The following is a 24,775-nucleotide window of genomic DNA, read 5'->3' as shown; positions in this document are numbered from 1 at the left end:
GTGGCTAATCCCATTGGCATGAGAGAGACATTCCTTGCCATAGCCTTGGCAATCACAGCATCCAGCGCGAGCGCACAGACGACGCTTAGCCCGACGCCCGAAGGCAGCGTCATGCTTGCCGCGGCAGAGTTCATGGACGCGATCAGCAGCGACGACAAATCACTGCTTGCCGATCATATGCTGCCGGAAGGCACGATCTTCATTCACAACCACATGGACCCGGACAATCCGCGTGTGGACATCGTGTCGGTGGCCGCTCACCTTGAACGGTGGGGCCAAGGGACTCGTCAGACCGCAGAGCGCATGGATTTCCGCACCATCCGCGTCGATGGCGATATGGCCCATGTTTGGGGCCCCTACAGCTTCGAAGTGGATGGCGAGATTGCCCATTGCGGGGTCAACTCGCTCAGCATGGTAAAAACCGAAGACGGCTGGAAAGTGGCGAACACCAGCTTCACGATGGTCCCGCCATCTGAATGCACCAAATACGGCATGTATTGGCTCGCAGAATGATCACAAAACTCCTCATCGCCAATCGCGGCGAAATCGCCTGCCGCATCATGCGCACCGCACGCGAGATGGGCATCGCCACAGTCGCAGTCTATTCGGACGCGGATGCGAAGGCGCTGCACACGCGCTCGGCTGACGAAGCGGTCCATATCGGCCCCTCTCCTGCTGCCGAAAGCTATCTCGTCGGTGAGAAGATCATTGCAGCCGCCAAGGAAACAGGCGCGGAGGCGATCCATCCGGGCTACGGCTTCCTCTCGGAGAACGCGCAGTTCGCGCAGGCTGTCATCGACGCAGGCCTCATTTGGGTCGGCCCCAAGCCTGCCAGTATCGAGGCGATGGGCCTGAAAGACGCCGCCAAGGAGCGGATGATCGCCGCTGGGGTACCGGTCACTCCGGGCTATCTCGGCGAGGATCAATCGCTCGGACGCCTGACCAAAGAGGCCGACGCCATCGGCTATCCCGTCCTCATCAAGGCGGTCGCAGGCGGCGGCGGCAAGGGGATGCGCAAGGTCGATGACCCGGCGGACTTCGCTGCATCACTGGAGTCCTGCCAGCGCGAGGCCAAGTCCTCCTTCGGCAACGATGAAGTGCTCCTGGAGAAGTGGATCACCTCTCCGCGCCATATCGAGGTGCAGGTCTTCGGCGACAGCCACGGCAATGTCGTCCACCTGTTCGAGCGCGACTGTTCCCTTCAACGCCGCCACCAGAAGGTGATCGAGGAAGCCCCCGCCCCCGGCATGGACGAAGCCACCCGCGAAGAAATCTGCGCCGCCGCCGTGCGCGCGGCCAAAGCGGTCGATTACGAGGGCGCAGGCACGATCGAGTTCATCGCCGATGCGAGTAAGGGCCTCAAAGCCGACCGCATTTACTTCATGGAAATGAACACGCGTTTGCAGGTTGAACACCCGGTGACCGAGGAAATCACCGGCGTGGACTTGGTCGAATGGCAGTTGCGCGTCGCCAGCGGAGAGCCGATCCCACTGAAGCAGGACGAGCTTTCGATCAACGGCTGGGCAATTGAAGCGCGGCTTTATGCGGAGGATCCGGCGAAAGGGTTTTTGCCGAGTCCGGGATGCGTCGAAAGAATCTATCGGGACAACGGTGCACGACTTGAATGGAGTGTCGAAGCAGGGGACTGGGTGACTCCGTTCTATGACCCCATGATCGCCAAGATCATCCAGCATGCTCAAAGCAGGGAACAAGCCCGCACATCTCTTCTAAGGAACCTTGATTGCTTAGTAATATGGCCAATCATGACCAACAAAGCATTTGTATATGAATGCCTTGACAACGAAGACTTTGCTGCGGGCAATCTCGACACCGGACTGATCGCAAGGCATGAGCCGACATTAATTGAAAGTCGTGCACCTTCAAAAAATGCAATCGCTTCAGCAGCCTCCCTTCTTTGGGAAAATTCTAACTTAGGACCCGAGACATACTGGTCTCCTTGGCGAGTGAATGAAACCGCGGGTGGTTTCCGGCTCAACTCAGCACCCAACCGCAAGATAATGGTCTTCGCCGAAGGAAGCTCTTACAGTGTCAAAGCGGACATATTCTCAGGCTTTCCGCTGGCCGACTCACTAGATGCAGATACTGTTCTTGTTACAGAACGCGGCAAGTCACGTGAGTTTTCATCCCAGCCCCCTCGCGGCACCGGCACTGCCTCCGCCGCGGACGGAGCGATCCTCGCGCCGATGCCCGGGAAGGTCATTGCGCTTGATGTCTCCGAGGGCGAGGTAGTCACTGCTGGACAGCGCCTGATGGTGCTCGAGGCGATGAAGATGGAGCATGCGCTCACCGCTCCGTTTGACGGGACGGTCACAGGGCTCGACGCCTCCGAGGGCGGGCAGGTGCAGGTAGAGGCTGTGCTGTGCACCATCGAACCGGGGGTGGTGGAGCCTTCGGAGTGACCTCTACTTTGGAGCCTAATCTGTCACCCTGAACTTGTTTCAGGGTCCATCCTCAGCGCTATTCCAGTTGCCTTTCACCGGCGATGGATGCTGAAACAAGTTCAGCATGACGGGAGTGAGTATTGAGCTGGGAACGCGAACTCGAAGAACTGCGCCAACGCGAGGCGCTCGCCGAGGAAATGGGCGGGGCGGACAAGGTCGCCAAGCAACACTCGCGCGGCAAAATGGATGCGCGCGCCCGGCTTGCCGCTCTGTGCGATCCCGGCTCCTTCCGCGAGATTGGCAAGATCGCTGGCACAGCCCAATATGACGAAAATGGCGACCTGACAGGCGTCACCCCCGCCCCCTTCCTGTTCGGCAAGGCAACCGTCCACGGCCGGCCCATCGTCGCCACCGCCGACGACTTCACCATTCGCGGCGGCGCGGCGGATGCGGGGATCGCGCGCAAGATGGTGCAGGCCGAGAAGATGGCGCATGAGCTGAAGCTCCCCATCGTCAAGATGATCGACGGGACCGGCGGCGGAGGCTCTGTCCGCACGCTCGAGCAAATCGGTGCCACTTACATTCCCGCCGTGCCCGGCTGGGGCGATGTGGTCGAGAACCTCGATACTGTGCCGGTCGTGGCACTGGCGCTTGGCCCGACGGCGGGTCTGGGCGCCGCACGGATCGCGGCCAGCCATTACTCGATCATGGTGCGCGGGCTCTCCCAACTCTTCGCCGCTGGTCCTGCGGTCGTCGATGGCCTCGGAGAAGCCTACAAGAGCGCGAGCGACCACCAGCAGGCCAAGGAAGAGCTCGGCGGCGTCGACATCCACACCCGCAACGGCGTGGTCGATGATGAGGTCGCGAGCGAGGAAGAGGCCTTTGCACGGGCGCGCTATTTCCTCAGCTTCATGCCGGAACATGTCGGCCAGCTCGCCCGCCGCGTAGCCCCCTCCGACCCCGCAGACCGGCGCGAGGAGGAGTTGCTCAGCCTCGTCCCGCGCGATGACAAACAGGTCTATTCGATGCGGCGATGCATGGAGATGGTGCTCGACAAGGGCACCGTGTTCGAGATCGGCAAGAATTGGGGCCGCGCGGCGATCACCGCCCTCGCCCGCCTAAACGGCTGGCCCGTCGCGGTGGTGGCGAGCGATCCCAGCTTCCTTGGCGGTTCGTGGGAGGCGAAGACCAGCGAAAAGGTCGAGCGTTTCGTCAAACTCGCAGACCAGTTCCGCCTGCCAATCGTCCACCTCGTCGACAATCCCGGCTTCATGATCGGGCGCGAGGCGGAAGTTGCGGGGACGATCCGCTACGGCGTCCAAGCGATGAACGCAATCTACAAAGCGAGCGTGCCCCTCGCCAGCGTTGTCCTGCGCCGCGCCTACGGCATTGCGGGCAGCGCGATGAGCAATGCGGAGCGCTACCAATACCGCTTCTGCTGGCCGAGCGGCGATTGGGGAAGCTTGCCTATCGCGGGCGGCTTGGAGGTCGCTTATAAATCCGATCTCGAAGCAGTAGCCAAAGCCGGGGGAGACCCGATGGCTGAGCTTGAGACAATTAAGGAACGCCTCGGCAAAGTCACCTCCCCCTTCCGCTCCGCTGAACGCTTCAATGTCGAGGATATAATCGACCCGCGCGACACACGGCCGCTGCTGTGCGAATTTGCCGATCTGGCGTGGAGGAAGCTGGAGAGTGAGGGTTAGGAGTCTTTGTTTGTGCACCCGCATCCGCGGGCGCGTCCTCGGGGCAGCTCCTTCGCTTCGCTACGGTGCCCCTGCGGGCGGGCGGTCGCCCTTGCGGCTGCTGCGCAGCCGTTGGGAGAACCCCTCCCCCCTTCTCACATGTTCCGCATCTTCGTGGGACCCTTGGCCCAATCGGGCGGGCCGAACAGCTTGCCCTTCTCGCTGAAGATCACGAGCAGGAGGCAGATCACTCCAGAGGCGAGCAGCGCCAGCGCCAAGGGGCGCGCGGTGCCGTCGAAGGAATATCCGATCAGCCCTCCGATCAGCGAGGCGGTCGTCATGCGGACAAAGCCGTGGGCGGAGCTGGCCGCCCCCGCAATGTCGAAGAATGGGTTCATCGCAATCGCGCCAAAGTTGCTGCCGATAAAGCCCAGCAGCATCATATTGACGGCCATCAAGGGCACGAACTCCCACAGCGTCTCATCCGGCTGGAACGCAAAATAGACCTGCAAGCCAGCGACGCCGATAAACAGGAACAAAGCCGTGTGGCTAACCCGCCGCGCGCCGAACCGTTCAACAATGCGCGAGTTTGACCAGCTCGCCACCGCCATTGCGCCTGCGCAAATGCCAAAGACAATCGGGAAAATCTCGCCCGCGCCAAAGGTCTCGGTGATCAATTGCTGCGAGGAATTGATGAAGCCAAACAGCGCCCCGAACACTAGTGATGAGCCGATGACATAGCCAAAGACGCTCGGCAGGCTGAGCGCCCGGAACATGTTGCGACCGATCACACGCGGGCGGATTTCCTGGCGGTTTTCGTCGGTCAGGCTCTCCGGCAAGCGGAAATAGACCCAGCTGCCGATGATGATGCCTTGCAGTGCCATTGCGGCGAAGATCATGCGCCAGTCGCCGACCAACAGGATCAGCTCTCCGATGCTGGGAGCGATGGCGGGGACCATCAGGAAGATGACGAAAATGAGGCTCATCATGCGCGCCATCTTGTCGCCGCCCACGCGGTCACGGATGATAGCGGGCGGGATAGCGACGATGCCGGCTCCGAAGAAACCTTGCGCGGCCCGGATCGCGATCAGCGTGTCGTAATCGGGCGCATAGGCACTGGCGATCGCGAGAGCGATATAGGCTGCAATTGATCCCAGCAGGATCGGACGGCGGCCAAATCGATCGGCCAAAGCCCCGGGAAACAAAGCTCCGACGCCTGCTGTGAGGAGGTACACTCCGATTACAAATTGCCGGTCATTGCCGGGCACGCCAAGGTCCAGCGCCATGTCGTCCAGCGCAGGCAACATCGCATCGATGCCGAAGGCTTGCAGCGCCATCAGCATCGCCATCATCCAGATCAGCTCGGTCTCGCCAAGCGTGCCGGAGGGCTTCGAGAGGGGCACAGATGCGGCCATGGCAGGTCCTTTGCCTGCCACCGAGCCGCTTGACCACTGTTCATTTCGCATATGCACAAAATGGCCGAAGAGCGGTCAAGTTCCACACAGCGCAACAATCCCTAGCAACCACGCAGCCCCTATCCGCCACGCGGATGTTTGAGGCGCTTTCCCTGCCAGCGCGAAGGGCGTAGTTTGCATGCCCATGTCTGCCGCTGCTCCCCCGACAAACGATCATGAGGAAGAGGCCCAGGGCCTGCGCAAGATCATCCATGTCGATATGGATGCCTTCTTTGCGAGCGTCGAGCAGCGCGACCATCCAGAGTTGCAAGGCAAGCCCGTCGCGGTCGGAGGGTCAGGCGGGCGCGGCGTCGTGGCGGCGGCTAGCTACGAAGCGCGCAAGTTCGGCGTCAAAAGCGCCATGCCCTCGGTCACGGCGAAGCGGCTTTGCCCCGATCTTATCTTCGTGCGCCACCGCTTTGACGCCTATAAGGAGGCAAGCGCGCAGATCCGCCGCATCTTCGAACATCACACCCCCCATGTGGAGCCTTTGAGCCTCGACGAAGCCTATCTCGATGTTACCGAGGACCGGCTCGGCATTGGCAGCGCGACGCGCATCGCCGAACTGATCCGGCAGGAAATCCGCGCCAAAACCAAACTGACGGCGAGCGCAGGGGTGAGCTACAACAAGTTCCTCGCCAAGCTTGCGAGCGACCAGAACAAGCCCGACGGGATGTGCGTGATCCGTCCCGGGCAAGGCGCGGATTTCGTCGCTGGCCTGCCCATCCGCCGCTTCCACGGGGTCGGGCCGAAGGCGGAGGAGAAGATGAAGCGGCTCGGGATTGAAACCGGCGCTGATCTCGCCGCCAAAGACATCGACTTCCTGCGCGTCAATTTTGGCTCCTTTGCCGACTACCTCTTCCGTGCAGCCCGCGGCATCGACCTGCGCCCCGTCCGCGCGCATAGGGTGCGCAAATCGGTCGGCGGGGAGCGGACCTTTAGCGAGGATATCTCCAGCGGCAGCGCCCTTCGCGACACGCTCGAAAACATCATCGACATCGTCTGGGACCGGATCGAAGCGGCGGGAGGCAAAGACGTCCAGGTGCGCGGGCGGACCGTTACGCTGAAGCTCAAATACACCGACTTCAAAGCCATGAGCCGCGCGAAAAGCGTCTCTGCCAAAGGTGGGTCTGCATGGATCGAGGACAAGGAGACCTTTGCCCGCCTCTCGCGTGAATTGCTGGAAGAGGTCCTGCCCCTGCCCCTCCCCATCCGCCTGATGGGCCTGACGCTCAGCAATCTAGAAGGCGCGGAGGAAGCCGGCGACAAAACGGCCAAGGACGATGCGCAGCTAAGTCTGCTCTAACTCGCGCCCTTGGGAGCCCGCTCGCGCCAGATCTGGATGCGGATCGCTGTGGTCTTGCCCAATGGCTCGGGCAGAGAATGCGAGGGGAAGAAGCGCGCTTCGATCACTTCGCGCCCGTCCGGCTTGGGCAGAGCGTTGCAGGTGGCAGCGAAGAGATGGGCTGTGTGCGGGGCGTTGAAGAGCAGCTCTTCATGGCAGCCGAGATAGGTCACAGCCCCCAGCTTGATGCCCACTTCCTCCTGAATTTCGCGGCGTAGCCCCTCCTCCGGGTCTTCGCCTTTGCCAAGTCCCCCTCCCGGAAGAGCCCAAACATCCGCGCCATATGAATGGCGCACCAACAGGACATCGCCAGACAGGTTCGTGACGACCGCGCTGACGCCTGAGAACGGCTTCTTGCTCACCCGCCGCCATACACGGCGCACACGGTGTGCGAGCGGGAGCAGAGCGCGGTGGATGGGAGCAGGCAGCCAGTTGATCATCAGGTGAAAACGGTCACGGGGAGATTTTGTTTAGCGGCCGCGGAGAGCAACCGGGCGATGGGCAGGTCGTGCTCTCTAGCTGCGCCTGCATCAAAGACCGCGCGTTTCTCCTCGCCACGGATGACAAAGATCATCTCGCCCGTGCGCAGCAGCGCCGGGATGGTGAGCGTCACGCGGTCAAACGGCGCCTCTGGCGGAAGCGGATCGGGGGTCAGACGGCGCACAATCTGCGGGTCATCAACCTGCGGGTCAGTGTTGGGGAAGAGCGAAGCAAAGTGCCCGTCCGCTCCCATGCCCAACCAGACGAGATCGAAGGCCGGAATGTCGTCGCCCTCGCTGAGCGCATGGACGCTGGCCTGCGTCGCGCCCTCGAAAATCTCCAGCACGCGCCCGACATTGGAGGCGGGGTGATCGGTCGGCACGACGCGGTCATCGGTCATGAAGATATCGAGCCGCGCAAAATCGAGGTCGGTCTTGGCGAGGACTTCGAAGATGGGAAACGGTGTCGAGCCACCCGGAACTGCGATCCGAACCCGCTCTGAACTGGCCTGCAAGCGCTCGGCCAGTTTGGTGGTGAACCAGTCCGCGATGGCCTGCGTGTCAGCGTCTTCGATGATTGCGATATTGTTCATGGCCCCCGCATAGCAAAAGGGCCGCCCACGCAAAGCATGGACGGCCCCTTATACGCGTATTTTGTTGTGCCGGTCGGCGTTAGCCGAGAGCCGAGCTCAGGAACCAGACGCGCTCTTCAGCGGCGTCGGTCCAGTCGTCGATCAACCCATCGGTGGCATTGTCACCTGCGGCTTCGGCGGTTTCCTTCATCGCTTTCAGACGCGTCACCAGCTTGGCGTTGTCATCGCGCAATTCGGTGATCATCTCTTCAGCCGAGAGGTTCACATTGTCCTGGTCGGCGATCTGCGTGTGCGATGCTATCGAACCAATCGAAGTCAGCGTGTCGCCGCCAATTTTGCGGGCGCGTTCGCCGATAACGTCGATTTCCTTTTGCACCTCGGCTGCCTGCTCATCGAACAGCAAGTGCAGGTCGCGGAAACGCGGGCCCTTCACGTGCCAGTGAAAGTTCTTCGTCTTCACATAGAGCGCGAAGTGATCGGCCAGCAGTGCATTGATTTCGGCAACCATCTGGGTCTGGGCGTTGTTGTTAGGGTCCAACATAATTTTCCTCCAATCGGAGTGTGAATTTCTGGCTGGCGCTCATCGCCTACCTTGTTCGAGGGGCCTTTAATGGCGCTCCCTCGTTCACACCCTATGTGGGAGTTAAATATCAGATTTAAAGGGTTTTTCTAACGCAAAACCCAATTCGCAGTGATCGTACAATGCGATCACAGGAACGTGTAACGAGCGTTCAATCCGATCACTAAAGCCGCAACAATCAAACACAGGGCAAAGATCATTCGGATCGCGCGAAGCGGAAAAGCCTGCAGTTTGGAAAGGCCCAGGCTCCATCCCAACGCCACGGCCGCAACCCCTCCGATAGCGCCACCGATCAAGGCAGTGGTCGGAAACACAGTCCATGCAGCCAGCGCAAAGATCGCAAAGCGCGCTCCGTCGCCGATCTGGCGGGCAAGCAGGACGGCTCCAATGGCGATGTAGGAGCGAGTGGGCTCTTTCATCGGCTTGAGCCTAACCCGCCATGCGAGCTCAAACGCGGCGATGGCAAGGGCGAAGGCGACCAGCATTTGCGCGGCTCGTTCGGGCAGAAGCGCGGCCATATGCGCGCCCGCATAGGCCATGGCCGCCGCGCTGGCGATTGCGCACAGGGCTCCGGTCAGGAGCAGCGGGGCGGTGCGCTCCAGCTGTTCGGCGAATTGCGCGACGATCAACTGCTCGCGCCCGCCAAAGGCAATCGCGAAGGTCAGCACCATGGCGAGGAGAAAACCGTCCATCTGCGCTCGATCAGGCGATCAAGCCATCTCCGCCCACGGCCCCGTAATCGCCAAAGTCAGCGTCGGCGCATAGGCGTTAACGAACATCCACTTGCCATCGGGCGAAAAGCAGGCACCGGCAAGCTCAGTCTGACGGCGCAGATGGCCAAGATCATACGCTGTGCCCGCAGGCGTGATCCCGCGCAGATGGTTGTCGACAAAGGACGTGTACTGGTCCTCGCACACCACAAGGTGGCCATTGGGACCAACGCACAGATTGTCGCCGTAATTGAATTGCTCCTTGCTCTCGCTTTCGAAGAACAGCTCCACGCGGTCGGGTGCGCCCGCCACGCCAGGGACGAGACGGAAGATCTGGCCGTATTGCGCCGCACCGCCGCTGGTCGAGCAGATGAAGACCTCGCTCGTCTCGCGCCGGACGCCCATGTGGAGCCCCTCTCCGCGCGCTATCAAAGCCGCGCCCTTGGCCGCCGCGCGCTGGCGCAGATCATCTTGCGGAGCCTCAACTTTGTCGAGATCGACCCAGCGCACCGGATAGGATTGGCCCACTGGCATGTCCGCACTTTCCCAGTTGCGCGTGTCGGAGAGCCCCTCAATCACCATCGCCTGAAGCTTGCCGCCTTTTGCCAAGTCACCGGGCACTTGCGGCACAAAGCGATAGAGCACGCCGTCATCGCGGTCCTCGGTCTCGTAAACGATGCCAGTTGCCGGATCGACCACTGCGGCTTCGTGATTGAAGCGGCCCAATGCGGTGAGCGGCACAGCCTCGACCAGACCGGTGGCAGAGGCGGGGACTTCGAAGACCCAGCCGTGATTGCGCTCCAGCCCGTCGCCATAGCGTTGGCCGGGGCCTGTCGGTGCTTCCTCGCAAGTGAGCCACGTGCCCCAAGGCGTCACCCCGCCAGAGCAATTGCGGATCGTCCCGCCGAGCGAGCGGAACTCGCGCTTCACAGCCAGAGTTTCTGCATCGAGCACGATGTTGGTCGTGCCACCCGGCACCAGCTCGCCGTTTCTGCGACCAAAGCCGTGGGCAAAGTCGCCTCCGCTTTCGTCATTGGGCACCAATTCGTGATTGCGCACCAGCGCGATCTCACCGTTTCCTAGGTCAAAGCAGCCCATCCCGTCGGCCTTGTCCGGCACCGTGCCTCCGTCGCTCATCGTATCGCCAAGGCGCGACACGACGCGGTAGGAGAAGCCCTCTGGCAGGTCGAGAATGCCTGCCGGGTCCTCGACCAGTGGGCCGTAGCCGGCAAAGCCATCCGCGCCGGCAACTTGTGCGGGAGCAGAGGCGTCGCGCGATGACATGCAACCGCTCGCGACCAGAGCAGTGAAGGCGCTGGCGGTCGATTGCAGAAAGCGGCGACGGTTCGGGGTGATCGGGTGCATGGAAGTGATACTCTCTATAGCCATTGGCAGCTCTAGTGCCTCGGTATCATTGCAGATGGGTGACGAGAAGCGCTGGCGCAAGAAATCCCCCTCTTGGCACAGCTCTCGTTTTCGGGCTTACTCGCAGTTGAGAGATATGCAGGGGGAGAGCACCAGCTCATGAAATTGGAAGCAGGGATGGCCGCTGTCGTGACTGGCGGGGCGTCAGGATTGGGCCGGGCAAGCGCAAAGGCGCTGGCCGATGCAGGGCTGAAAGTCGCGATTTTCGACATCAACGATGAAGCAGGCGAGGAACACGCCGCCGCGATCGGAGGCACGTTTCACCATGTCAACATCATGGATGAGGAAAGCGCGCTGGCCGGGTTCGAAGCGGCGCGTGCGGCCAACGGACAGGAACGCGTGACGGTCCACTGCGCCATGGCCTCGCGGCGCGGCAAGACCATCGGTTTTGACAAGACGACCGGCGGTTACAAGCGTCTGCCGACCGAGGATTACGCCTTTGGCGCTGAGGGTATCTTGGTCGCCAGCTACCGCATCGCGTCGATTTCCGCATTGGGTATGGCGAACTCCGAACCGCTCAATGACGACGGAGAGCGCGGATCCATCACTCTGACCGCCAGCGTTGCAGCGCAAGACGGACAGATCGGACAGGTGATCTATGGCTCATGCAAGTCCGGCGTAAACGGCCTCGTCCTGCCAATGGCGCGCGATCTGATGGAGCTGGGCATCCGCGTAAACTCGGTCATGCCGGGGATATTTGCGACGCCTTTGATGCTGGGGATGAAGGACCGCAACCCGCAAATGTGGGACCAGCTCAATGCCTCCGTCCCCTTCCCCAAGCGATTGGGAGAACCAGAGGAATTCGCCTCGCTCATCTGCGAGATTGCCCGCAATTCGTATATCAATGGGCACCAATTCCGATTGGATGGTGCAATCCGGATGCCCCCGAAGTAGACGGGCTTGAGCCTAAATTTCGGGCGTGAGCGAGTGAGCCTCACGCCTTGGTCGCAAACAGTTTTTGGATCGGAATTTTTTAGCGTGACAACCACTCAAGACACAGCCGCAGCCCCCACCAAGCCAATTGACGGCGCAGCAACGGGGCTTGGCCTTGCCTGTATTGTGCATTGCCTGATCCTGCCGATCTTCGCAGCAGCCTCACCCTTCGTTGCGGCTCTGGCGGAGAACGAGATGGTGCATATCGTTCTCGCCGTGCTCGCGGTCCTGGCCTCGGGCAGCATTGTCGCGATATCACCCTCGGCGCGTACGCCCAGGTTCCTTGTCCCAGCCTGTATCGGCATGGCGCTGATCGTGGGCGCGCTGTTCCTCGAAGAGTTTGGCGTGGATGAGACGATCCCCACCGTGCTTGGCGGCCTGTTCCTTGCGTTTGCCCATGGACGGCGGTTCTTTGGGAAGTGACGGGAGCGGGCCGTTCCTAAGCGGCCTACGGAACCGGAACCAGCGGAAGATGCGAAGCGGCTGGAGCGGGTGGACTCGGAGGCCAAAGGCCGGAGAGGGCCGCGCCAAGCGGCCTACGGAACCGGAACCCGCGAAACGACCGTCGGGAGTGGAGCGGGTGAAGGGAATCGAACCCTCGTCGTCAGCTTGGGAAGCTGCTGCTCTACCATTGAGCTACACCCGCCTGTTCAGCAGCGCGTGATTGGCACCGCTGGGCCGTGCCCGTCAACGCCTCTTTTGCAGCCGCCTACGCTTTCTCGGATGATCCGTCTGCGACAGGCACGTCTTCCTTGAACGTGTGGGTCACGTAAGGGAACGGAATCTCGATCTTCGCTTTATCGAGCGCAGCTTTGATCGCGCGGATCACCTGGTCGCGGTTGCCGCCCGCCTCTGGGCCGGAGGAAGCCGCCCACCAGCGCACGACGAAATCGACCGAGCTTGAGTTGAAAGCGTCAGCCAGCACATGGATCGGCTTGTCAGGATCGACCATCGCGCACCCCTCAACCGCGTTGCGCAAAGTCTCGGCGGCTTTGTCGAGATCGGTGTCATAGGCGACGCCGATCACCACTTCAAAGCGGCGCTTGGGTTCGTCCGTCCAGATCTCCACCGGGCTCTGGAACAGCATCGCGTTGGGCATGATGGTGAGCTCACCCGAAAAGGCGCGGATATGCGTTTCGCGCAGGGAGATGTATTCGACCGTACCCGTCACGCCGTCGACTTCGATCACATCGCCGATGCGCATTTTCTCGCGCAGCATGATGAAGACCCCGGCGAGGAAGTTTTCGAGCACATCCTTGAACGCAAAGCCCACTGCGAGCGAGCCGATCCCCAGCCCCGCGATCATGCTGGCAGGCGTGAAGTCTGGGAAGACAACCACCGCCGCGATCATCAGGCCGACGATCCACACGCCCAGCTTGATGACCTTTTGCAACAGAATGCGCAGCGAGGTGCGCAGTTCAGTCTGGCCGATAATCATGCGAGCGATGATCCCAGCGCACTTCGCCACGACCCAGGTGATGAGCAGCACTCCGGCGCCGATCATCAGCGAAGGGATGGTGGCAAGCGTGTCGGTATAAAAGGCGTTGAACTGATCTGTTACAATTGAAAGCATGTTTGTTTCGCGTGACTCCATTTTTGTTACGACACCAAATCAATGGGTCGCACCGCCGGATTGTTCCGAGAAAGTTTGGAAGCCCGCTGCTGAGACGCGCCTTGAGCCGCCAACCTAGCGCGCAGCTTTCGCGATGGTCACGGCCTCTGCTGCCAGAGCCGTCACATCCTCAAACCGGCCTTCCGCAATCGCATCCTTTGGCGTCAGCCAGCTGCCTCCACAGGCGATAACGCTGGGCACGGCGAGGAAGTCAGACAGGTTCTTGGCCGAGACGCCGCCGGTGGGCATAAAGCGCATGCCGCCAAACACGGACGAGAACGCTTTGAGCATCGGCACACCGCCCGCAAGGCTCGCCGGGAAGAACTTCACCGCGCGCAGCCCCATGGCCCATGCGCGCTGCACTTCGCCCGCGGTCATGGTGCCGGGGAAGAAGGGAATGTCCTCCGCGAGACAATACTGGGCAATTTCGTCCACGAGGCCGGGTGAGACGATGAATTGAGCACCGCTGGCATGAACCGACTTGGCCTGATCGAGCGTAAGCACGGTTCCTGCGCCCACGATCATGCGCCCGCCTTGTTCAGCGTTGTGAGCAAGGATCGCTTCCATCCCGGCTTGGGCACCGGGGCTGCGCAGCACGACCTCGAGGACGCTCAAGCCTCCCGCATCCAGCGCCTTTGCGACAGCGATTGCGGTCGCCGGATCGTCCTCTCCGATCAGAGGCACAACCGGTGCGTTTTCCAAAGTGGTGGTCAGTTCAAGGCTCATCGAAAATATCCCTCATGAAATTGCCCCTGCCCCTTAAGGCGAAATGGCGCTTGTCACAAACGGTGTTTGCAGCCGCGCTGAAAGGCACGAAGAATACAATCTGCCAAGCCGAAACGAAGCTTTCGCAAGCCCCCCTGCCACAGCGCTTGCAAGCAGCCCATCTGCGCGCCAAAACTCGCCCTCAAATCGGAGAGGAGATTCCCCATGCGCCAGGTTGATCACTTTATTGTTGGCGACAGCCCGCCCGCGACCCGCAAGCATTCCATCTGGAACCCGTCGACCGGCGAAGTGCAAGCCGAGGTTGCCTTGGGCGATGCGGCTCTGCTGGAACGCGCGGTGGCGACGGCAAAGCAAGTCCAGCCCGCTTGGGCCGCGACCAATCCGCAGAAACGCGCTCGCGTCATGTTCAAGTTCAAGGAGCTGATCGAGGCGAATATGCAGTCGCTCGCCGAGCTGCTCTCATCTGAGCACGGCAAGACGGTGCCTGATGCGATGGGAGACGTGCAGCGGGGCCTTGAAGTGATCGAATTTGCTTGCGGCATCCCGCAGGTCTTGAAGGGCGAGTATACGCAAGGCGCAGGGCCGGGCATCGACGTTTATTCGATGCGTCAGCCGTTGGGCATTGGCGCAGGGATTACTCCGTTCAACTTCCCCGCAATGATCCCGATGTGGATGTTCGGCATGGCCTGCGCGGCGGGCAATGCCTTTATCCTCAAACCCTCTGAGCGCGATCCGTCCGTGCCCGTGCGCCTCGCCGAATTGTTCATCGAAGCGGGCGCGCCAGAAGGTCTGCTCCAAGTCCTCCACGGCGACAAGGCAATGGTCGATGCGATTATCGAGCATCCTGACATTCCCGCGATCAGCTTCGTCGGCTCCTCCGACATCGCCCATTACATCTACCGCCGCGGGGCTGAATTCCACAAGCGCGTGCAGGCCTTTGGCGGAGCGAAGAACCACGGCGTTGTGATGCCCGATGCAGACCTCGACCAAGTGGTGAACGATCTGACCGGTGCCGCCTTCGGCTCGGCGGGTGAGCGCTGCATGGCGCTGCCCGTGGTTGTGCCGGTGGGTGAGGACACGGCGGAGCGGCTGAAAGAAAAGCTGATCCCCGCGATCAACGCGCTTCGCATCGGCGTCTCCCACGATCCAGACGCGCATTACGGCCCGGTCGTCACGCCGGAACACAAGGCGCGGATCGAACAATGGATCGGCACGGCAGAGGCCGAGGGCGCAGAGATCGTCATCGACGGGCGCGGCTTCACGCTTCAGGGCCATGAGAAAGGCTTCTTCGTCGGCCCGACCCTGATTGACCACGTGACCCCGCAGATGAGCTCCTATCAGGAGGAAATCTTCGGGCCTGTTCTGCAAATCGTGCGCGCTGCCGATTTCGAGGAAGCCGTCCGCCTGCCGAGCGAGCATCAATATGGCAACGGCGTCGCGATCTTCACCCGCAACGGCCACGCCGCGCGCGAATTTGCGAGCCGCGTCAATGTCGGCATGGTCGGCGTCAACGTACCGATTCCCGTTCCGGTCAGCTACCACACCTTTGGCGGCTGGAAGCGGTCTGGCTTTGGCGACATCGACCAATACGGGACCGAGGGTCTGCAATTCTGGACCAAGAAGAAGAAGATCACCCAGCGCTGGCCCGATGGAAGCCCGGATCAGGGTGACGCTTTCGTCATCCCGACGATGGGGTGAGCGGGATGCGCTTGCTTTCGGCCCTCTTCGCACTGCTTGCTCTGGCTCTGATTGCGCCGGGAGCGCAGGCGGAGGAGGCCGAGACAGCGCCTCACCCCAAGCGCATCGCCATCACCTTTGACGACACGCCGCGTCACCCCGGAGCCTTCTTCTCCGAGGATGAGCGAACGCAGGCCTTGATCACCGCCTTGCGCGAGGCAGGCGTTGAGCAGGCGGTGTTCTTCGTCAATCCCGGCAAGATCCCCCAGCGCGATGGGGCAGAGGCGCGCATCGAGGCCTATGTCGCGGCTGGGCATGTGCTCGCCAACCACACCGCCGATCACCCGCGCCTCTCGCAGACGGATACGGACGACTTCATCGCCAATGTCGATGCGGCGCAGGACTGGCTGACGGGGCGCGACGGCGTGCGGCCCTGGTTCCGCTTTCCTTATCTCGACGAGGGCCGCCGCGATGCGGCCAAACGCGATGCTGTGCGCGCGGCATTGGCCCAGCGCGGATTGCTCAACGCCAGCCCAACCGTGGACGCGTCAGACTGGTGGATCGATGGCGCGCTGAACCGGGCTGAGCGAGAGGGGGCGGAATACGATCTCGACGCCGCTGGCAGGTTGTTTGTAGAGACCCACGTCGAAGCCGCCGCATTCTATCATGGGCTGGCGTTGGAGGCGTTTGACCGCCCTATCGTCCACAATCTCCTGCTGCACGAAACCGACCTTGCCGCGATGCTTATCGGCGATCTAGTGACGGCCCTGCGCGCGGATGGCTGGGTTATCGTCAGCGCGGATGAAGCCTTTGCCGATCCCGCTTATCGGATCACTCCCGAAGTCCCCTCTGCGCAAGGGACCTTGACGGAGCTGGTCGCTTGGCATGAAGGCATAACCTCACAGCGCTGGTATCCGGGCAATGACACGAGCCTGTTGGAGCAGCGGTTCAGGGTAGATGTGCTAGGGAAGGCTCCAGAGGCGGAAGCGGACAAGGAGGAATGATGACGCGACCAGTTTTGCGATGGGCAACAATCAGCGTGGCAGCACTGACGCTCAGCGCCTGCGGCTCCGGGCTGGAAGTCTCTGATGAGAGCAACGGACCGGAAGAGTCTCCGGCTGAGGTTGTCTCCGAAGCGGCCGGGGAAGCCGTACAAGAAGCGCCCGAGCCAGCACCCGATAATGCTGCAAAGGACGTCACCGGAGGCACCATCCCTGACCGCTTTCACGGCGTGTGGGATTACGTCGAGGGCACTTGCTCGCCTGAAAGCGACCTCAGGATCGAAGTCAGCGCCCGCGAAATTACATTCTACGAGAGCGCTGGTAAGGTGGTGACGGCCCTCCCTGTCGGCGACACAGTTATCGTCGATCTGGAGATGAGCGGCGAAGGGGAGACTTGGACACAGAAATCCTCGCTGATCAATAAACCCGGATCAGACGCGTTGACCTTCCAGTCCGACGCCACAAACCTCTCGGACGATCCCACCAATGAACGAAAGCGCTGCGCATGATCGTTCGGACAATTCTGCTTCTCGCACCGCTCGCCCTTGCCGGATGCACCGCTGCGGCGGAAACACCTGCCACGCCGCCGCCACCTCCCCCGCCTGCCGCCGAAGAGCCCCAGCGCCCCTCGCGCGACATGTTCGGCGTGTGCAATGCGCGCGAATTACAGAGCTATGTCGGCCAGCCAGTGACCCCCGAAATGGGCGCCACAATCCTCGCCCAGAGCGGCGCGAAGACCTTGCGCTGGGGGCCTCCGCGCAGCGCTTGGTCGATGGATTATCGGACCGACCGAGTGAATGTGCGTTATGACGACAATTCGATCATCACCGCGGTCACTTGCGGATGACTAGCGAACGCCAGCGGACCACCTCTGGCTCACCCTACGAGGAGCAATTCGGCTTTTGCCGCGCGGTCCGTGTGGGCAACCGCATCATCGTTGCGGGCACCGGGCCGATTGACCCGGACGGCCAGACCACTCCGGGAGGCGCGGGCCCACAAGCCGAGCGGTGCCTCACGCTGATCGTCAAGGCGATTGAGGATCTGGGCGGCTCTGCCAAGGACGTCGTGCGCACCCGCATGCTGCTGACCGATCCAGCCGATCAGGACGCAGTCGGCGCGGTCCATGCGCGCTTTTTCGCCGACGCCCAACCTGCCGCCACGATGGCCGGGGTTGCATGGCTGTGCGCCCCTGACTGGAAGGTCGAGATCGAGGCCGAAGCTATCGTCGACTAGCCGCCTGGCTAAGCCACAATCCGCCCTACGCCACAATCCGCAGCGCGGGACGCTTGACCTGCTCGGCAATCAGCGCGTCCTCAACCCGCTTGATCAGCCCGGTCGTGTTGTAGAGCATATCAAGCTCCCGCGCAGAGACCAACACGCTCAGATCATCCTCCGCATTCACCATCACAATCGCGGGTAAAGCGATGCCATGATCGGGATAGTCAGCGGCGAAATCATCCTTGTGATGATACACAACCTCAAGCTTCAGACTGTCGAGGAACCGCCGCCAATCGCTGTGCATCGCCACCGGCCCATAGGTGATCGCGCAGAGCGAGCAGGGATAAGTTTCAGGCTTGGCGATCTTCCAGACAGCGTCTTTGAGCATGTTCAAAAACCCGCCATCGGCGTTGTAAACTATCAGCAAGCGGGGCGCGCGCGCGGGCGTAACAAGCATGTTCATATCCATTACTACGCGCATCCGCGACTTTGGGTTACTTTGTGTCGCACAAAAAGCGTTCGAGCGACCAATTAAAACCTATCTGCCGAAGCTTCACTGGCGCTCTTTTCTAGCGTGGCGCTAGAGGCTAGATGGAACGCCATGACCGGACAATTTGCACTCACCGACGACCAGCTTGCGATCCAGGAAATGGCGCAGCGGTTCACCGCCGACAACATTACGCCGCACGCCGCAGAGTGGGACGAGAAGCACATCTTCCCCATCGACACGATCAAGCAATCGGCCGAGCTTGGCTTTGGCGCGATTTATGTGTCGGAGGAAAGCGGCGGCATCGGCCTTGGGCGATTGGAAGCGGCGCTGATCATGGAAGCGATGGCCTATGGCTGCCCCTCCACATCTGCCTTCATCTCGATCCACAATATGGCCGCATGGATGATCGACCGCTTCGGATCGCAGACGGTGAAGGACAAATATCTCCCCGACCTTGTCGGCATGAACAAGATCGCCTCTTATTGCCTGACCGAGCCTTCCTCCGGCTCGGACGCCGCCGCACTGAAGACCACGGCCAAGCTGGACGGCGACCATTATGTCCTGAACGGCACCAAGCAGTTCATCTCGGGCGCAGGCTCAAACGAAGTCTATGTCGCGATGGTCCGCACCGGAGAGGACGGGCCGAAAGGCATCACCTGCATGGTGATCGAGAAGGACATGCCCGGCGTCAGCTTTGGTGCGAATGAGAAGAAGCTCGGATGGCACTCCCAACCCACCGCGCAGCTGATCCTTGAAGATGTGCGCGTGCCGGTTGAGAACGTGGTCGGAGGCGAAGGCGAAGGTTTTCGCATTGCGATGATGGGGCTTGATGGGGGACGCCTGAACATCGGCGCCTGTTCGCTTGGCGGCGCGCAGCGCTGCTTGGACGAAGCGATCAGCTACACCAAGGAACGCTCGCAATTTGGCAAGGCTGTCGCGGAGTTCCAGAACACGCAGTTCACGCTGGCTGACATGGCCACCGACCTCGAAGCCGCCCGCGCGCTGCTCTATCTCGCCGCCTGCAAAGTGACCGAGAATGCGCCGGACAAATCGCGCTTCTCCGCCATGGCAAAGCGGCTTGCGACCGACAATGGCTCGAGCGTAGTCGACCGCGCCCTGCAACTCCACGGCGGCTATGGCTACCTTCAGGACTACCCGATTGAACGGTTCTGGCGCGACCTGCGCGTCCACTCGATTCTGGAGGGGACGAACCAGATCATGCGCATGGTCGTGGGCCGGGACCTTTTGCGGCAGTGAGGATTGTCCAAATCTTGATCAGCTACGCGGTAGCGGCTGCGGCGGGCTCTTTGGTCTTTGCAGTGCTTTCCGCGCTGATTGGAGAAATGCCCGCGCGGCAGATACTGGGGACGGCTTTTATTCTCGCTGTCGTTGGCAGCATTGCCGCAATTCCTCTCGCCGCAATCTGCATCGTGGTGACCGAGAACTTTAGACCTCCGTACTGGTGGGTTTTCCCGATCCTCGGCGGTGGAGGCGGTCTCATTCTCTTCCCAAGCGAGTTGACAAACTCGATAGAAAGTTCGGCTCTCGCGCTCTCAACCGTTTTCATCGGAGGGGCAGTTGCAGGCCTTACCTATTGGTGGTTTGCATGGCAGGTTTCGCCGCCCGACCTCTGGAGCAATGATGACTGATACCGCCACCCAAGACGTTCTCACCCGCAGCGAAGGTCCTATCGGCCATATCACGCTCAACCGACCCAAGGCGCTCCATGCGCTGACGCTGGAGATGTGCCACGCGATGTCCGCAGCGCTCTCCGATTGGGCGAGCGATGACGCGATCAAGGCGGTTATCATCGACCATGCAGAGGGCTCACGCGGCTTTTGCGCTGGCGGCGACATCGCCTTCCTGCGCAATTCTGCGCTGAACGATGGCGGCGTTTCGGGGCGCAAGTTCTTCCACGACGAATACCAGCTCAACCACCAGCTCTTCACCTATAAAAAGCCCGTGGTCGCCTTCATGGATGGCGTCACCATGGGTGGCGGGGTCGGCATTGCCATGCCCGCCCGCTTCCGCGTCGCGACGGAGAACACCCGCTTTGCCATGCCCGAAACCGGCATCGGTCTGTTCCCGGATGTGGGCGGTGGCTGGTATCTCTCGCGGCTCGGCGGGCGGATGGGGCAATTCCTTGCGCTGACCGGCGCGCGGCTCAAAGGCGAGGAGTGCCTGTGGGCGGGCCTCGCGACGCATTACGTGCCGAGCGACATGCTCGATGAGCTAAAGGCGCGGATCGCCGAGAAGCCCGACCGCATCCGGGGCATCTTGTCAGAACCGGTTGGTACGCCTCCGCCTGCCCGGATCGAGGAAAACGCCCTCAAAATCGCCAAGCACTTCGCCTCCGACACGCTCGAAGACATCATCGCCAGCCTCGAAGCCGAGATCGAAACCGACGAGAATGGCGGCGCGGAGTGGGCACAGAAAGAGCGCGACACGCTCGGCACCAAGAGCCCGCAAACCTGCAAAGTGGCGCTGCGCCAGCTCGCCGAAAGCCGCGACCTTACCGACTTTGCCGACAATATGCGGATGGAATACCGCATCGCATCCCGCGTCCTCACCCGTCCCGACTTTGCCGAAGGCGTGCGCGCGGTGATCGTCGACAAGACCCACGATCCCAAATGGGACCCCGCTTTGCCAACAGACGTGAGCGAGGAGCTGATCGAGAGCATCTTCGCCCCGCTGCCAGAGGGTGAGGAGTGGGTACCACTTTGAAGAAACATTCGTCACCCTGAACTTGTTTCAGGGTCCATCGCCCGAGCCAGCATTTGAAGATCGCGCTGGCGATGGATGCTGAAACGAGTTCAGCATGACGGAAACGGAGAGAGAAAATGAGCTACGAAACCATCACCGTCGAAACCGACGCGCAGGGCACGAAGGGCGTCACGCTGATTACATTGAACCGGCCCAAGGCCTTGAACGCGCTGAACAGCCAGGTCCTCGCCGACCTCACCTGCGCCTTTGCCGGCTACCAGGCCGATGACAGCCAGCTGTGCGCGGTGCTGACCGGATCGGGTGAGAAGGCGTTCGCGGCGGGTGCGGACATCAAGGAGATGAGCGAGAAGGCGGCAGCCGACTTCTATCTCGACGATTTCTTCAGCCCCTGGACCTCCGAGATCGTGAAGAAAACCCGCAAGCCTTGGATCGCGGCGGTCAACGGCTTTGCGCTTGGCGGCGGGTGTGAACTGGCGATGATGGCGGACTTCATCATTGCGTCGGACAACGCCAAATTCGGCCAGCCCGAAATCAAGCTTGGCGTGGCTCCCGGCATGGGCGGATCGCAGCGCCTGACGCGGGCCATCGGCAAGTCGAAGTCGATGGAAATGTGCCTGACGGGCCGGATGATGAGCGCCGAGGAAGCGGAACGCGCAAACCTTGTGGTGCGCGTGGTGCCTCAAGCGGAATTGCTGGCAGAGGTTCTCAAGACCGCCGCCACCATTGCGAGCATGCCCCCGATGGCCGCCATCGCAAACAAGGAAATGGTCAACGCCGCGTTCGAGAGCACGCTCGACCAAGGCCTGATCATGGAGCGCCGCATTTTCCAGATCCTCACCGCAAGCGAGGACAAGGCGGAAGGCATGGCCGCCTTCATCGAAAAGCGTGAGGGCCAGTGGAAGGGGCGGTGATCGGCGGACTGGTTCTTCTAATCGGAGGGTTAGGAGGGTTTGGAATCGCGATCTGGCAGATGAGGCAACCTAGCGAGAACCAGCTTTGGGCAAGCAGCAACTCATTTGAAGGCTGGGTCTATGGAATTGGCGGTCTACTAGCGGCCGCATTGGGCGGGTTGCTCCTTTTCGATCAACTCGCTTGAGGGAGAGAGACAATGAAAATCGCCTTTATCGGCCTTGGCAATATGGGCGGCGGGATGGCCGCCAATCTGGTGAAAGCGGGGCACGATGTGCGCGCTTTTGATCTGTCCGACGCGGCTTTGAGCGCGGCGAAGCAAGCGGGTTGTTCCACCTTCACGAGTGCACGCGATGCCGTCGAAGGGGTAGAAGCGGTTGTCTCGATGCTGCCCAATGGCGCTATCGTGAAGAGCGTATATACGGGCGATGTGATCGGCCATGCGCCGCACGCCGCTGTGCTGATCGATTGCTCCACTATCGACGTTGCGACAGCCCGCGAAGTCGCTGACGCGGCCCATGCAGAGGGCTACAAGATGGTCGATGCGCCTGTTTCCGGCGGGATTGCAGCGGCGAATGGCGGGACCCTCACCTTTATGGTCGGCGGCGAGATCCACGCTTTCGACGCGGCCAAGCCTGTGCTCGAAGCGATGGGCAAAGCGGTGATCCATGCGGGCGATGCGGGCAACGGACAGGCCGCGAAAATCTGCAACAACATGCTGCTCGCGATCCATATGATCGGCACGGCAGAGGCGTTTGCGATGGCCGAGAAACTGGGTCTGGATGCGCAGACATTCTACGACATCTCCAGCGTCTCAAGCGGCCAGAACTGGTCGATGACGAGTTACTGTCCGGTGCCGGGCGTCGGCCCGCAAAGCCCCTCGGACAATGAGTACCAAGGCGGCTTTGCCTCGGCGCTGATGCTCAAGGATTTGAAGCTGGCGATGGAAGCGGCGGGCAGCGCAGGGGCGAACACGCCGCTGGGAAGCCACGCGCAGGAGATTTATGAGGCCTTTGCGCAAGAGCACGGCGCGCTCGATTTCTCCGGGATTATCAAGACGCTTTGATGCAGCCCCCTCCCCCAACCCCCTCCCCTAAAGGAGAGGGGGCTTAGGAATTGATCTCTGCGATCACAGCCTCCAGCCATTCGCGTGGGGCCTTCCTGCGACCGACATCGGCGACAAATTCCTGACCGCGCGCGACGCTCCGCAAGCGCTTTTGTCCCGTGGCTCCCCTGATCCAGCGATCCACGCGGTCGTGATAAGACAGCCCTCCACGCCCCAGCCAATCGGGTCGCTGCCACAGGCTCGGAGGGCCACCGGGCACGGTCAGCCGCAAGGTGTCGCTGGCACGGTTAGCGGTCCGCCCCTCCCCCAACCAGATCACGTCATTGGCCGAGTGCATCGCCAAAGCGTGCGGATGGTCGATGTCGAGCATGGCTTGCGGGATGCCCTCGCCCAGAGCGATCATCTCCTCAACCCGCAGATAGCCGAAGATGCGGTGATGGGGTTCGCGCGTCACCCCGTCGGCAAACAGGCCGAAGAAGACGAACACGTCGCCCAGTCCCACGCCCTGCCGCTCCAGATGGGTTTGCGCCGCGCTGTGCTGGCCAAAGGCGCAGGCGCCATCCGCAAGGAACATCGGGTCGTGGTGGCATAAATCCTGCGCGCCCAGCTTCCCCTTGCTCGCCTTCGCCGCCAGCTCGCCCAGGCCCAGATCGCCATAGGTCGTGCGGCTCGCAGTGCCCGCCGGGATCGGCAGGCTCACCGGACGGCCATTCACGATGGGGGACGGCCCGCCCCCAGCGCTCGAATCAAAGCCTTTGCGAGAGAAGATGATCTTCATAACAGGCTCGCTTGTGGCGACCGGTCCCACCTTTCTCAAGGCCTGCCTCAATCTATGCGCTCTCACGCTTTGCGCGGGCGCAGAAATGGCGTTAAAGGCGGCTGGCGATTTACCCTTAAGGACGCAATACATGACAACACTGGGCACCCAACGGACAAGGGCTACCGCGCTGGTTATGGCGGGCAAGCGCTCTGGCGTGCTCGATCCGCTCGCCGCCAATGCAGGCGTCGCGCAGAAAGCCGTGGTGCCGGTCAATGGCGTTCCGATGGTTGAGCGGGTGGTGAAACAGGTCGCCGATTGCCCCGATATCGGCGAAATCCGCATCGTCGCGCATGAACCTGACGAGATCGCCGCTCTGCCCACGATTGCCGCTCTGATCGAAGAGGGCCGGTTAAGCTTTGTCGATGGCGCGTTCAACATCGTCGACAGCGTCTTTGCAGGAGCCGAAGGAGCCGAGTTTCCGCTGGTCATCACCACGGCGGACAATTGCCTGGTGACGGGCGAAGGCTATTCCGAATTCATCCGCAAATGCCTGGAACAGGGCGCAGACGTCGCCCCGGGCCTTGCATCGCGTGAGAACATCATCAAAGCCGATCCCGAAGGCCAGCGCCGCTTCTACACGTTTCAGGATGGCAGCTATTCCAACTGCAATATGTATTGGATGGGCAGCGAGCGGGCGTTGGCGGCGGCGGAAATCATGCGCGGCGGCGGGCAGTTCATCAAATTCCCGACCCGGATCATCAAGGCGTTCGGTTTTATGAACCTCATCCGGTTTAAACTGGGCAATGGGTCGAAGGAGAAGCTGTTTGCGACGCTCTCCAAAAGGTTTGGCGTGAAGCTCGTTCCGATTGAGCTGTCGGATGGCCACTATGCCATCGATGTCGATAATGAGCGGACCTACAACATCACCGCCCGCATCCTCGAACGGCGCGAAGGCGTCTCTGAGTTGAGCCGGGCAGAGCCGGCCTGAT

At 61.5% G+C, this 24,775-nt stretch carries 27 protein-coding genes and 1 tRNA gene; 17 read left to right on the top strand and 11 right to left on the bottom strand.

Features of this window, described 5'->3' with window-relative positions; all coding sequences use genetic code 11:
• The first annotated feature begins 18 nt into the window (after nucleotides 1-18).
• The 3 genes from AC0V6X_RS00725 (at nucleotide 19) to AC0V6X_RS00715 (ending at nucleotide 4,105) form a co-directional block, all read left to right on the top strand.
• Nucleotides 19-513 carry a hypothetical protein gene (locus AC0V6X_RS00725; RefSeq protein ID WP_486182676.1) on the top strand — a complete coding sequence of 165 codons (495 nt, stop codon included), beginning with the start codon at nucleotides 19-21 and terminating at the stop codon, nucleotides 511-513.
• Nucleotides 510-2,420, top strand: coding sequence for an ATP-binding protein (locus AC0V6X_RS00720; RefSeq protein WP_486182675.1), 1,911 nt, complete (start codon nucleotides 510-512; stop codon nucleotides 2,418-2,420). Before AC0V6X_RS00725 ends, AC0V6X_RS00720 begins: the two co-directional genes overlap by 4 nt.
• 122 nt (nucleotides 2,421-2,542) lie before the next feature.
• Complete coding sequence (locus AC0V6X_RS00715; protein ID WP_486182674.1) at nucleotides 2,543-4,105, top strand: acyl-CoA carboxylase subunit beta; 1,563 nt, start codon at nucleotides 2,543-2,545, stop codon at nucleotides 4,103-4,105.
• Between the two features lie 134 nt (nucleotides 4,106-4,239).
• On the opposite strand, the gene AC0V6X_RS00710 is transcribed toward AC0V6X_RS00715, so the two are convergent.
• Nucleotides 4,240-5,499, bottom strand: a complete 1,260-nt coding sequence (locus AC0V6X_RS00710) for a multidrug effflux MFS transporter (RefSeq protein WP_486182673.1) — start codon at nucleotides 5,497-5,499, stop codon at nucleotides 4,240-4,242.
• Between the two features lie 184 nt (nucleotides 5,500-5,683).
• Here AC0V6X_RS00710 and dinB point away from each other — a divergent pair, with 184 nt between their 5' ends.
• Nucleotides 5,684-6,844 (top strand): DNA polymerase IV, encoded by a 1,161-nt coding sequence (gene dinB, locus AC0V6X_RS00705; protein ID WP_486185491.1) that lies wholly within the window; start codon nucleotides 5,684-5,686, stop codon nucleotides 6,842-6,844.
• Here dinB and AC0V6X_RS00700 read toward each other — a convergent pair.
• From AC0V6X_RS00700 to AC0V6X_RS00680, 5 genes are all read right to left on the bottom strand, one after another.
• On the bottom strand, nucleotides 6,841-7,323 hold the full coding sequence (locus AC0V6X_RS00700; RefSeq protein WP_486182672.1) for an NUDIX hydrolase: 483 nt from the start codon (nucleotides 7,321-7,323) through the stop codon (nucleotides 6,841-6,843). The two genes, dinB and AC0V6X_RS00700, sit on opposite strands and share 4 nt — an antisense overlap.
• Nucleotides 7,323-7,955 (bottom strand): 6-phosphogluconolactonase, encoded by a 633-nt coding sequence (locus AC0V6X_RS00695; RefSeq protein ID WP_486182671.1) that lies wholly within the window; start codon nucleotides 7,953-7,955, stop codon nucleotides 7,323-7,325. Before AC0V6X_RS00695 ends, AC0V6X_RS00700 begins: the two co-directional genes overlap by 1 nt.
• A gap of 79 nt (nucleotides 7,956-8,034) precedes the next feature.
• A complete protein-coding gene (locus AC0V6X_RS00690; RefSeq protein ID WP_486182670.1) occupies nucleotides 8,035-8,496 on the bottom strand; it encodes a Dps family protein in 462 nt (153 codons plus the stop codon).
• Nucleotides 8,497-8,663: 167 nt separating this feature from the next.
• The gene (locus AC0V6X_RS00685; RefSeq protein ID WP_486182669.1) at nucleotides 8,664-9,227 is read right to left on the bottom strand and encodes a hypothetical protein; all 564 of its coding nucleotides are present in this window, start codon (nucleotides 9,225-9,227) and stop codon (nucleotides 8,664-8,666) included.
• A gap of 18 nt (nucleotides 9,228-9,245) precedes the next feature.
• Nucleotides 9,246-10,634: an alkaline phosphatase PhoX gene (locus AC0V6X_RS00680; protein WP_486182668.1), complete on the bottom strand. Its 1,389-nt coding sequence runs from the start codon at nucleotides 10,632-10,634 to the stop codon at nucleotides 9,246-9,248.
• A 135-nt stretch (nucleotides 10,635-10,769) separates the two neighbouring features.
• On the opposite strand from AC0V6X_RS00680, the gene AC0V6X_RS00675 reads away from it, so the two are divergent.
• Together AC0V6X_RS00675 and AC0V6X_RS00670 are read left to right on the top strand one after the other, a co-directional pair.
• Nucleotides 10,770-11,564, top strand: coding sequence for an SDR family oxidoreductase (locus AC0V6X_RS00675; RefSeq protein ID WP_486182667.1), 795 nt, complete (start codon nucleotides 10,770-10,772; stop codon nucleotides 11,562-11,564).
• Between the two features lie 84 nt (nucleotides 11,565-11,648).
• Nucleotides 11,649-12,026 carry a MerC domain-containing protein gene (locus tag AC0V6X_RS00670; RefSeq protein ID WP_486182666.1) on the top strand — a complete coding sequence of 126 codons (378 nt, stop codon included), beginning with the start codon at nucleotides 11,649-11,651 and terminating at the stop codon, nucleotides 12,024-12,026.
• A gap of 149 nt (nucleotides 12,027-12,175) precedes the next feature.
• On the opposite strand, the gene AC0V6X_RS00665 is transcribed toward AC0V6X_RS00670, so the two are convergent.
• From AC0V6X_RS00665 to AC0V6X_RS00655, 3 genes are all read right to left on the bottom strand, one after another.
• A tRNA-Gly gene (locus AC0V6X_RS00665) sits at nucleotides 12,176-12,249 on the bottom strand.
• Nucleotides 12,250-12,312: 63 nt separating this feature from the next.
• On the bottom strand, nucleotides 12,313-13,176 hold the full coding sequence (locus AC0V6X_RS00660) for a mechanosensitive ion channel family protein (protein ID WP_486182665.1): 864 nt from the start codon (nucleotides 13,174-13,176) through the stop codon (nucleotides 12,313-12,315).
• Between the two features lie 114 nt (nucleotides 13,177-13,290).
• On the bottom strand, nucleotides 13,291-13,941 hold the full coding sequence (locus AC0V6X_RS00655; protein WP_486182664.1) for a bifunctional 4-hydroxy-2-oxoglutarate aldolase/2-dehydro-3-deoxy-phosphogluconate aldolase: 651 nt from the start codon (nucleotides 13,939-13,941) through the stop codon (nucleotides 13,291-13,293).
• A 204-nt stretch (nucleotides 13,942-14,145) separates the two neighbouring features.
• Between AC0V6X_RS00655 and AC0V6X_RS00650 the strand changes: the two genes are divergently transcribed.
• The 5 genes from AC0V6X_RS00650 to AC0V6X_RS00630 are packed head-to-tail and all read left to right on the top strand — an operon-like array spanning nucleotide 14,146 to nucleotide 17,852.
• Nucleotides 14,146-15,639: a CoA-acylating methylmalonate-semialdehyde dehydrogenase gene (locus AC0V6X_RS00650; protein WP_486182663.1), complete on the top strand. Its 1,494-nt coding sequence runs from the start codon at nucleotides 14,146-14,148 to the stop codon at nucleotides 15,637-15,639.
• A 5-nt stretch (nucleotides 15,640-15,644) separates the two neighbouring features.
• Complete coding sequence (locus tag AC0V6X_RS00645; protein WP_486182662.1) at nucleotides 15,645-16,622, top strand: polysaccharide deacetylase family protein; 978 nt, start codon at nucleotides 15,645-15,647, stop codon at nucleotides 16,620-16,622.
• Nucleotides 16,622-17,128, top strand: a complete 507-nt coding sequence (locus AC0V6X_RS00640; RefSeq protein ID WP_486182661.1) for a hypothetical protein — start codon at nucleotides 16,622-16,624, stop codon at nucleotides 17,126-17,128. Before AC0V6X_RS00645 ends, AC0V6X_RS00640 begins: the two co-directional genes overlap by 1 nt.
• The gene (locus tag AC0V6X_RS00635; RefSeq protein WP_486182660.1) at nucleotides 17,125-17,466 is read left to right on the top strand and encodes an I78 family peptidase inhibitor; all 342 of its coding nucleotides are present in this window, start codon (nucleotides 17,125-17,127) and stop codon (nucleotides 17,464-17,466) included. Before AC0V6X_RS00640 ends, AC0V6X_RS00635 begins: the two co-directional genes overlap by 4 nt.
• Entirely contained in the window at nucleotides 17,463-17,852 is a 390-nt protein-coding gene (locus AC0V6X_RS00630; RefSeq protein ID WP_486182659.1) for a RidA family protein, read from the top strand. Before AC0V6X_RS00635 ends, AC0V6X_RS00630 begins: the two co-directional genes overlap by 4 nt.
• Nucleotides 17,853-17,877: 25 nt before the next feature.
• Here AC0V6X_RS00630 and AC0V6X_RS00625 read toward each other — a convergent pair whose 3' ends face one another.
• Nucleotides 17,878-18,294, bottom strand: coding sequence for a hypothetical protein (locus tag AC0V6X_RS00625; RefSeq protein WP_486182658.1), 417 nt, complete (start codon nucleotides 18,292-18,294; stop codon nucleotides 17,878-17,880).
• Nucleotides 18,295-18,438: 144 nt separating this feature from the next.
• Here AC0V6X_RS00625 and AC0V6X_RS00620 point away from each other — a divergent pair, with 144 nt between their 5' ends.
• The 5 genes from AC0V6X_RS00620 (at nucleotide 18,439) to mmsB (ending at nucleotide 23,026) form a co-directional block, all read left to right on the top strand.
• Entirely contained in the window at nucleotides 18,439-19,584 is a 1,146-nt protein-coding gene (locus AC0V6X_RS00620) for an acyl-CoA dehydrogenase family protein (protein ID WP_486182657.1), read from the top strand.
• Between the two features lie 14 nt (nucleotides 19,585-19,598).
• Nucleotides 19,599-19,976: a hypothetical protein gene (locus tag AC0V6X_RS00615; RefSeq protein ID WP_486182656.1), complete on the top strand. Its 378-nt coding sequence runs from the start codon at nucleotides 19,599-19,601 to the stop codon at nucleotides 19,974-19,976.
• Nucleotides 19,966-21,051 carry an enoyl-CoA hydratase/isomerase family protein gene (locus tag AC0V6X_RS00610; RefSeq protein WP_486182655.1) on the top strand — a complete coding sequence of 362 codons (1,086 nt, stop codon included), beginning with the start codon at nucleotides 19,966-19,968 and terminating at the stop codon, nucleotides 21,049-21,051. Before AC0V6X_RS00615 ends, AC0V6X_RS00610 begins: the two co-directional genes overlap by 11 nt.
• Before the next feature lie 116 nt (nucleotides 21,052-21,167).
• Nucleotides 21,168-21,962, top strand: a complete 795-nt coding sequence (locus tag AC0V6X_RS00605) for an enoyl-CoA hydratase-related protein (RefSeq protein WP_486182654.1) — start codon at nucleotides 21,168-21,170, stop codon at nucleotides 21,960-21,962.
• Between the two features lie 197 nt (nucleotides 21,963-22,159).
• Nucleotides 22,160-23,026 carry a 3-hydroxyisobutyrate dehydrogenase gene (gene mmsB, locus AC0V6X_RS00600; protein ID WP_486182653.1) on the top strand — a complete coding sequence of 289 codons (867 nt, stop codon included), beginning with the start codon at nucleotides 22,160-22,162 and terminating at the stop codon, nucleotides 23,024-23,026.
• A 43-nt stretch (nucleotides 23,027-23,069) separates the two neighbouring features.
• Here the strand turns inward: mmsB and AC0V6X_RS00595 are convergent, their stop codons facing one another.
• Nucleotides 23,070-23,804 carry an Nmad3 family putative nucleotide modification protein gene (locus AC0V6X_RS00595; RefSeq protein ID WP_486182652.1) on the bottom strand — a complete coding sequence of 245 codons (735 nt, stop codon included), beginning with the start codon at nucleotides 23,802-23,804 and terminating at the stop codon, nucleotides 23,070-23,072.
• Nucleotides 23,805-23,934: 130 nt separating this feature from the next.
• On the opposite strand from AC0V6X_RS00595, the gene AC0V6X_RS00590 reads away from it, so the two are divergent.
• Nucleotides 23,935-24,774: a hypothetical protein gene (locus AC0V6X_RS00590; RefSeq protein WP_486182651.1), complete on the top strand. Its 840-nt coding sequence runs from the start codon at nucleotides 23,935-23,937 to the stop codon at nucleotides 24,772-24,774.
• Nucleotide 24,775: the final 1 nt, after the last annotated feature.

This window comes from Erythrobacter sp. S267, assembly GCF_057365045.1.
This window is presented reverse-complemented; position numbering and strand designations above follow the sequence as displayed.

Excerpts from the sequence above, each read along its gene's own strand:
- AC0V6X_RS00620 (WP_486182657.1), top strand. The coding sequence starts at position 18,439 with ATGACCGGACAATTTGCACTCACCGACGACCAGCTTGCGATCCAGGAA.
- AC0V6X_RS00720 (WP_486182675.1), top strand. The coding sequence starts at position 510 with ATGATCACAAAACTCCTCATCGCCAATCGCGGCGAAATCGCCTGCCGC.
- AC0V6X_RS00675 (WP_486182667.1), top strand. The coding sequence starts at position 10,770 with ATGAAATTGGAAGCAGGGATGGCCGCTGTCGTGACTGGCGGGGCGTCA.
- AC0V6X_RS00595 (WP_486182652.1), bottom strand. The coding sequence starts at position 23,804 with ATGAAGATCATCTTCTCTCGCAAAGGCTTTGATTCGAGCGCTGGGGGC.
- AC0V6X_RS00725 (WP_486182676.1), top strand. The coding sequence starts at position 19 with ATGAGAGAGACATTCCTTGCCATAGCCTTGGCAATCACAGCATCCAGC.
- AC0V6X_RS00700 (WP_486182672.1), bottom strand. The coding sequence starts at position 7,323 with ATGATCAACTGGCTGCCTGCTCCCATCCACCGCGCTCTGCTCCCGCTC.
- AC0V6X_RS00710 (WP_486182673.1), bottom strand. The coding sequence starts at position 5,499 with ATGGCCGCATCTGTGCCCCTCTCGAAGCCCTCCGGCACGCTTGGCGAG.
- AC0V6X_RS00655 (WP_486182664.1), bottom strand. The coding sequence starts at position 13,941 with ATGAGCCTTGAACTGACCACCACTTTGGAAAACGCACCGGTTGTGCCT.
- AC0V6X_RS00625 (WP_486182658.1), bottom strand. The coding sequence starts at position 18,294 with ATGCTTGTTACGCCCGCGCGCGCGCCCCGCTTGCTGATAGTTTACAAC.
- dinB (WP_486185491.1), top strand. The coding sequence starts at position 5,684 with ATGTCTGCCGCTGCTCCCCCGACAAACGATCATGAGGAAGAGGCCCAG.
- AC0V6X_RS00680 (WP_486182668.1), bottom strand. The coding sequence starts at position 10,634 with ATGGCTATAGAGAGTATCACTTCCATGCACCCGATCACCCCGAACCGT.
- AC0V6X_RS00630 (WP_486182659.1), top strand. The coding sequence starts at position 17,463 with ATGACTAGCGAACGCCAGCGGACCACCTCTGGCTCACCCTACGAGGAG.
- AC0V6X_RS00605 (WP_486182654.1), top strand. The coding sequence starts at position 21,168 with ATGAGCTACGAAACCATCACCGTCGAAACCGACGCGCAGGGCACGAAG.
- AC0V6X_RS00610 (WP_486182655.1), top strand. The coding sequence starts at position 19,966 with ATGATGACTGATACCGCCACCCAAGACGTTCTCACCCGCAGCGAAGGT.
- AC0V6X_RS00695 (WP_486182671.1), bottom strand. The coding sequence starts at position 7,955 with ATGAACAATATCGCAATCATCGAAGACGCTGACACGCAGGCCATCGCG.
- AC0V6X_RS00660 (WP_486182665.1), bottom strand. The coding sequence starts at position 13,176 with ATGCTTTCAATTGTAACAGATCAGTTCAACGCCTTTTATACCGACACG.
- mmsB (WP_486182653.1), top strand. The coding sequence starts at position 22,160 with ATGAAAATCGCCTTTATCGGCCTTGGCAATATGGGCGGCGGGATGGCC.
- AC0V6X_RS00650 (WP_486182663.1), top strand. The coding sequence starts at position 14,146 with ATGCGCCAGGTTGATCACTTTATTGTTGGCGACAGCCCGCCCGCGACC.
- AC0V6X_RS00645 (WP_486182662.1), top strand. The coding sequence starts at position 15,645 with ATGCGCTTGCTTTCGGCCCTCTTCGCACTGCTTGCTCTGGCTCTGATT.
- AC0V6X_RS00690 (WP_486182670.1), bottom strand. The coding sequence starts at position 8,496 with ATGTTGGACCCTAACAACAACGCCCAGACCCAGATGGTTGCCGAAATC.
- AC0V6X_RS00590 (WP_486182651.1), top strand. The coding sequence starts at position 23,935 with ATGACAACACTGGGCACCCAACGGACAAGGGCTACCGCGCTGGTTATG.
- AC0V6X_RS00685 (WP_486182669.1), bottom strand. The coding sequence starts at position 9,227 with ATGGACGGTTTTCTCCTCGCCATGGTGCTGACCTTCGCGATTGCCTTT.
- AC0V6X_RS00640 (WP_486182661.1), top strand. The coding sequence starts at position 16,622 with ATGACGCGACCAGTTTTGCGATGGGCAACAATCAGCGTGGCAGCACTG.
- AC0V6X_RS00635 (WP_486182660.1), top strand. The coding sequence starts at position 17,125 with ATGATCGTTCGGACAATTCTGCTTCTCGCACCGCTCGCCCTTGCCGGA.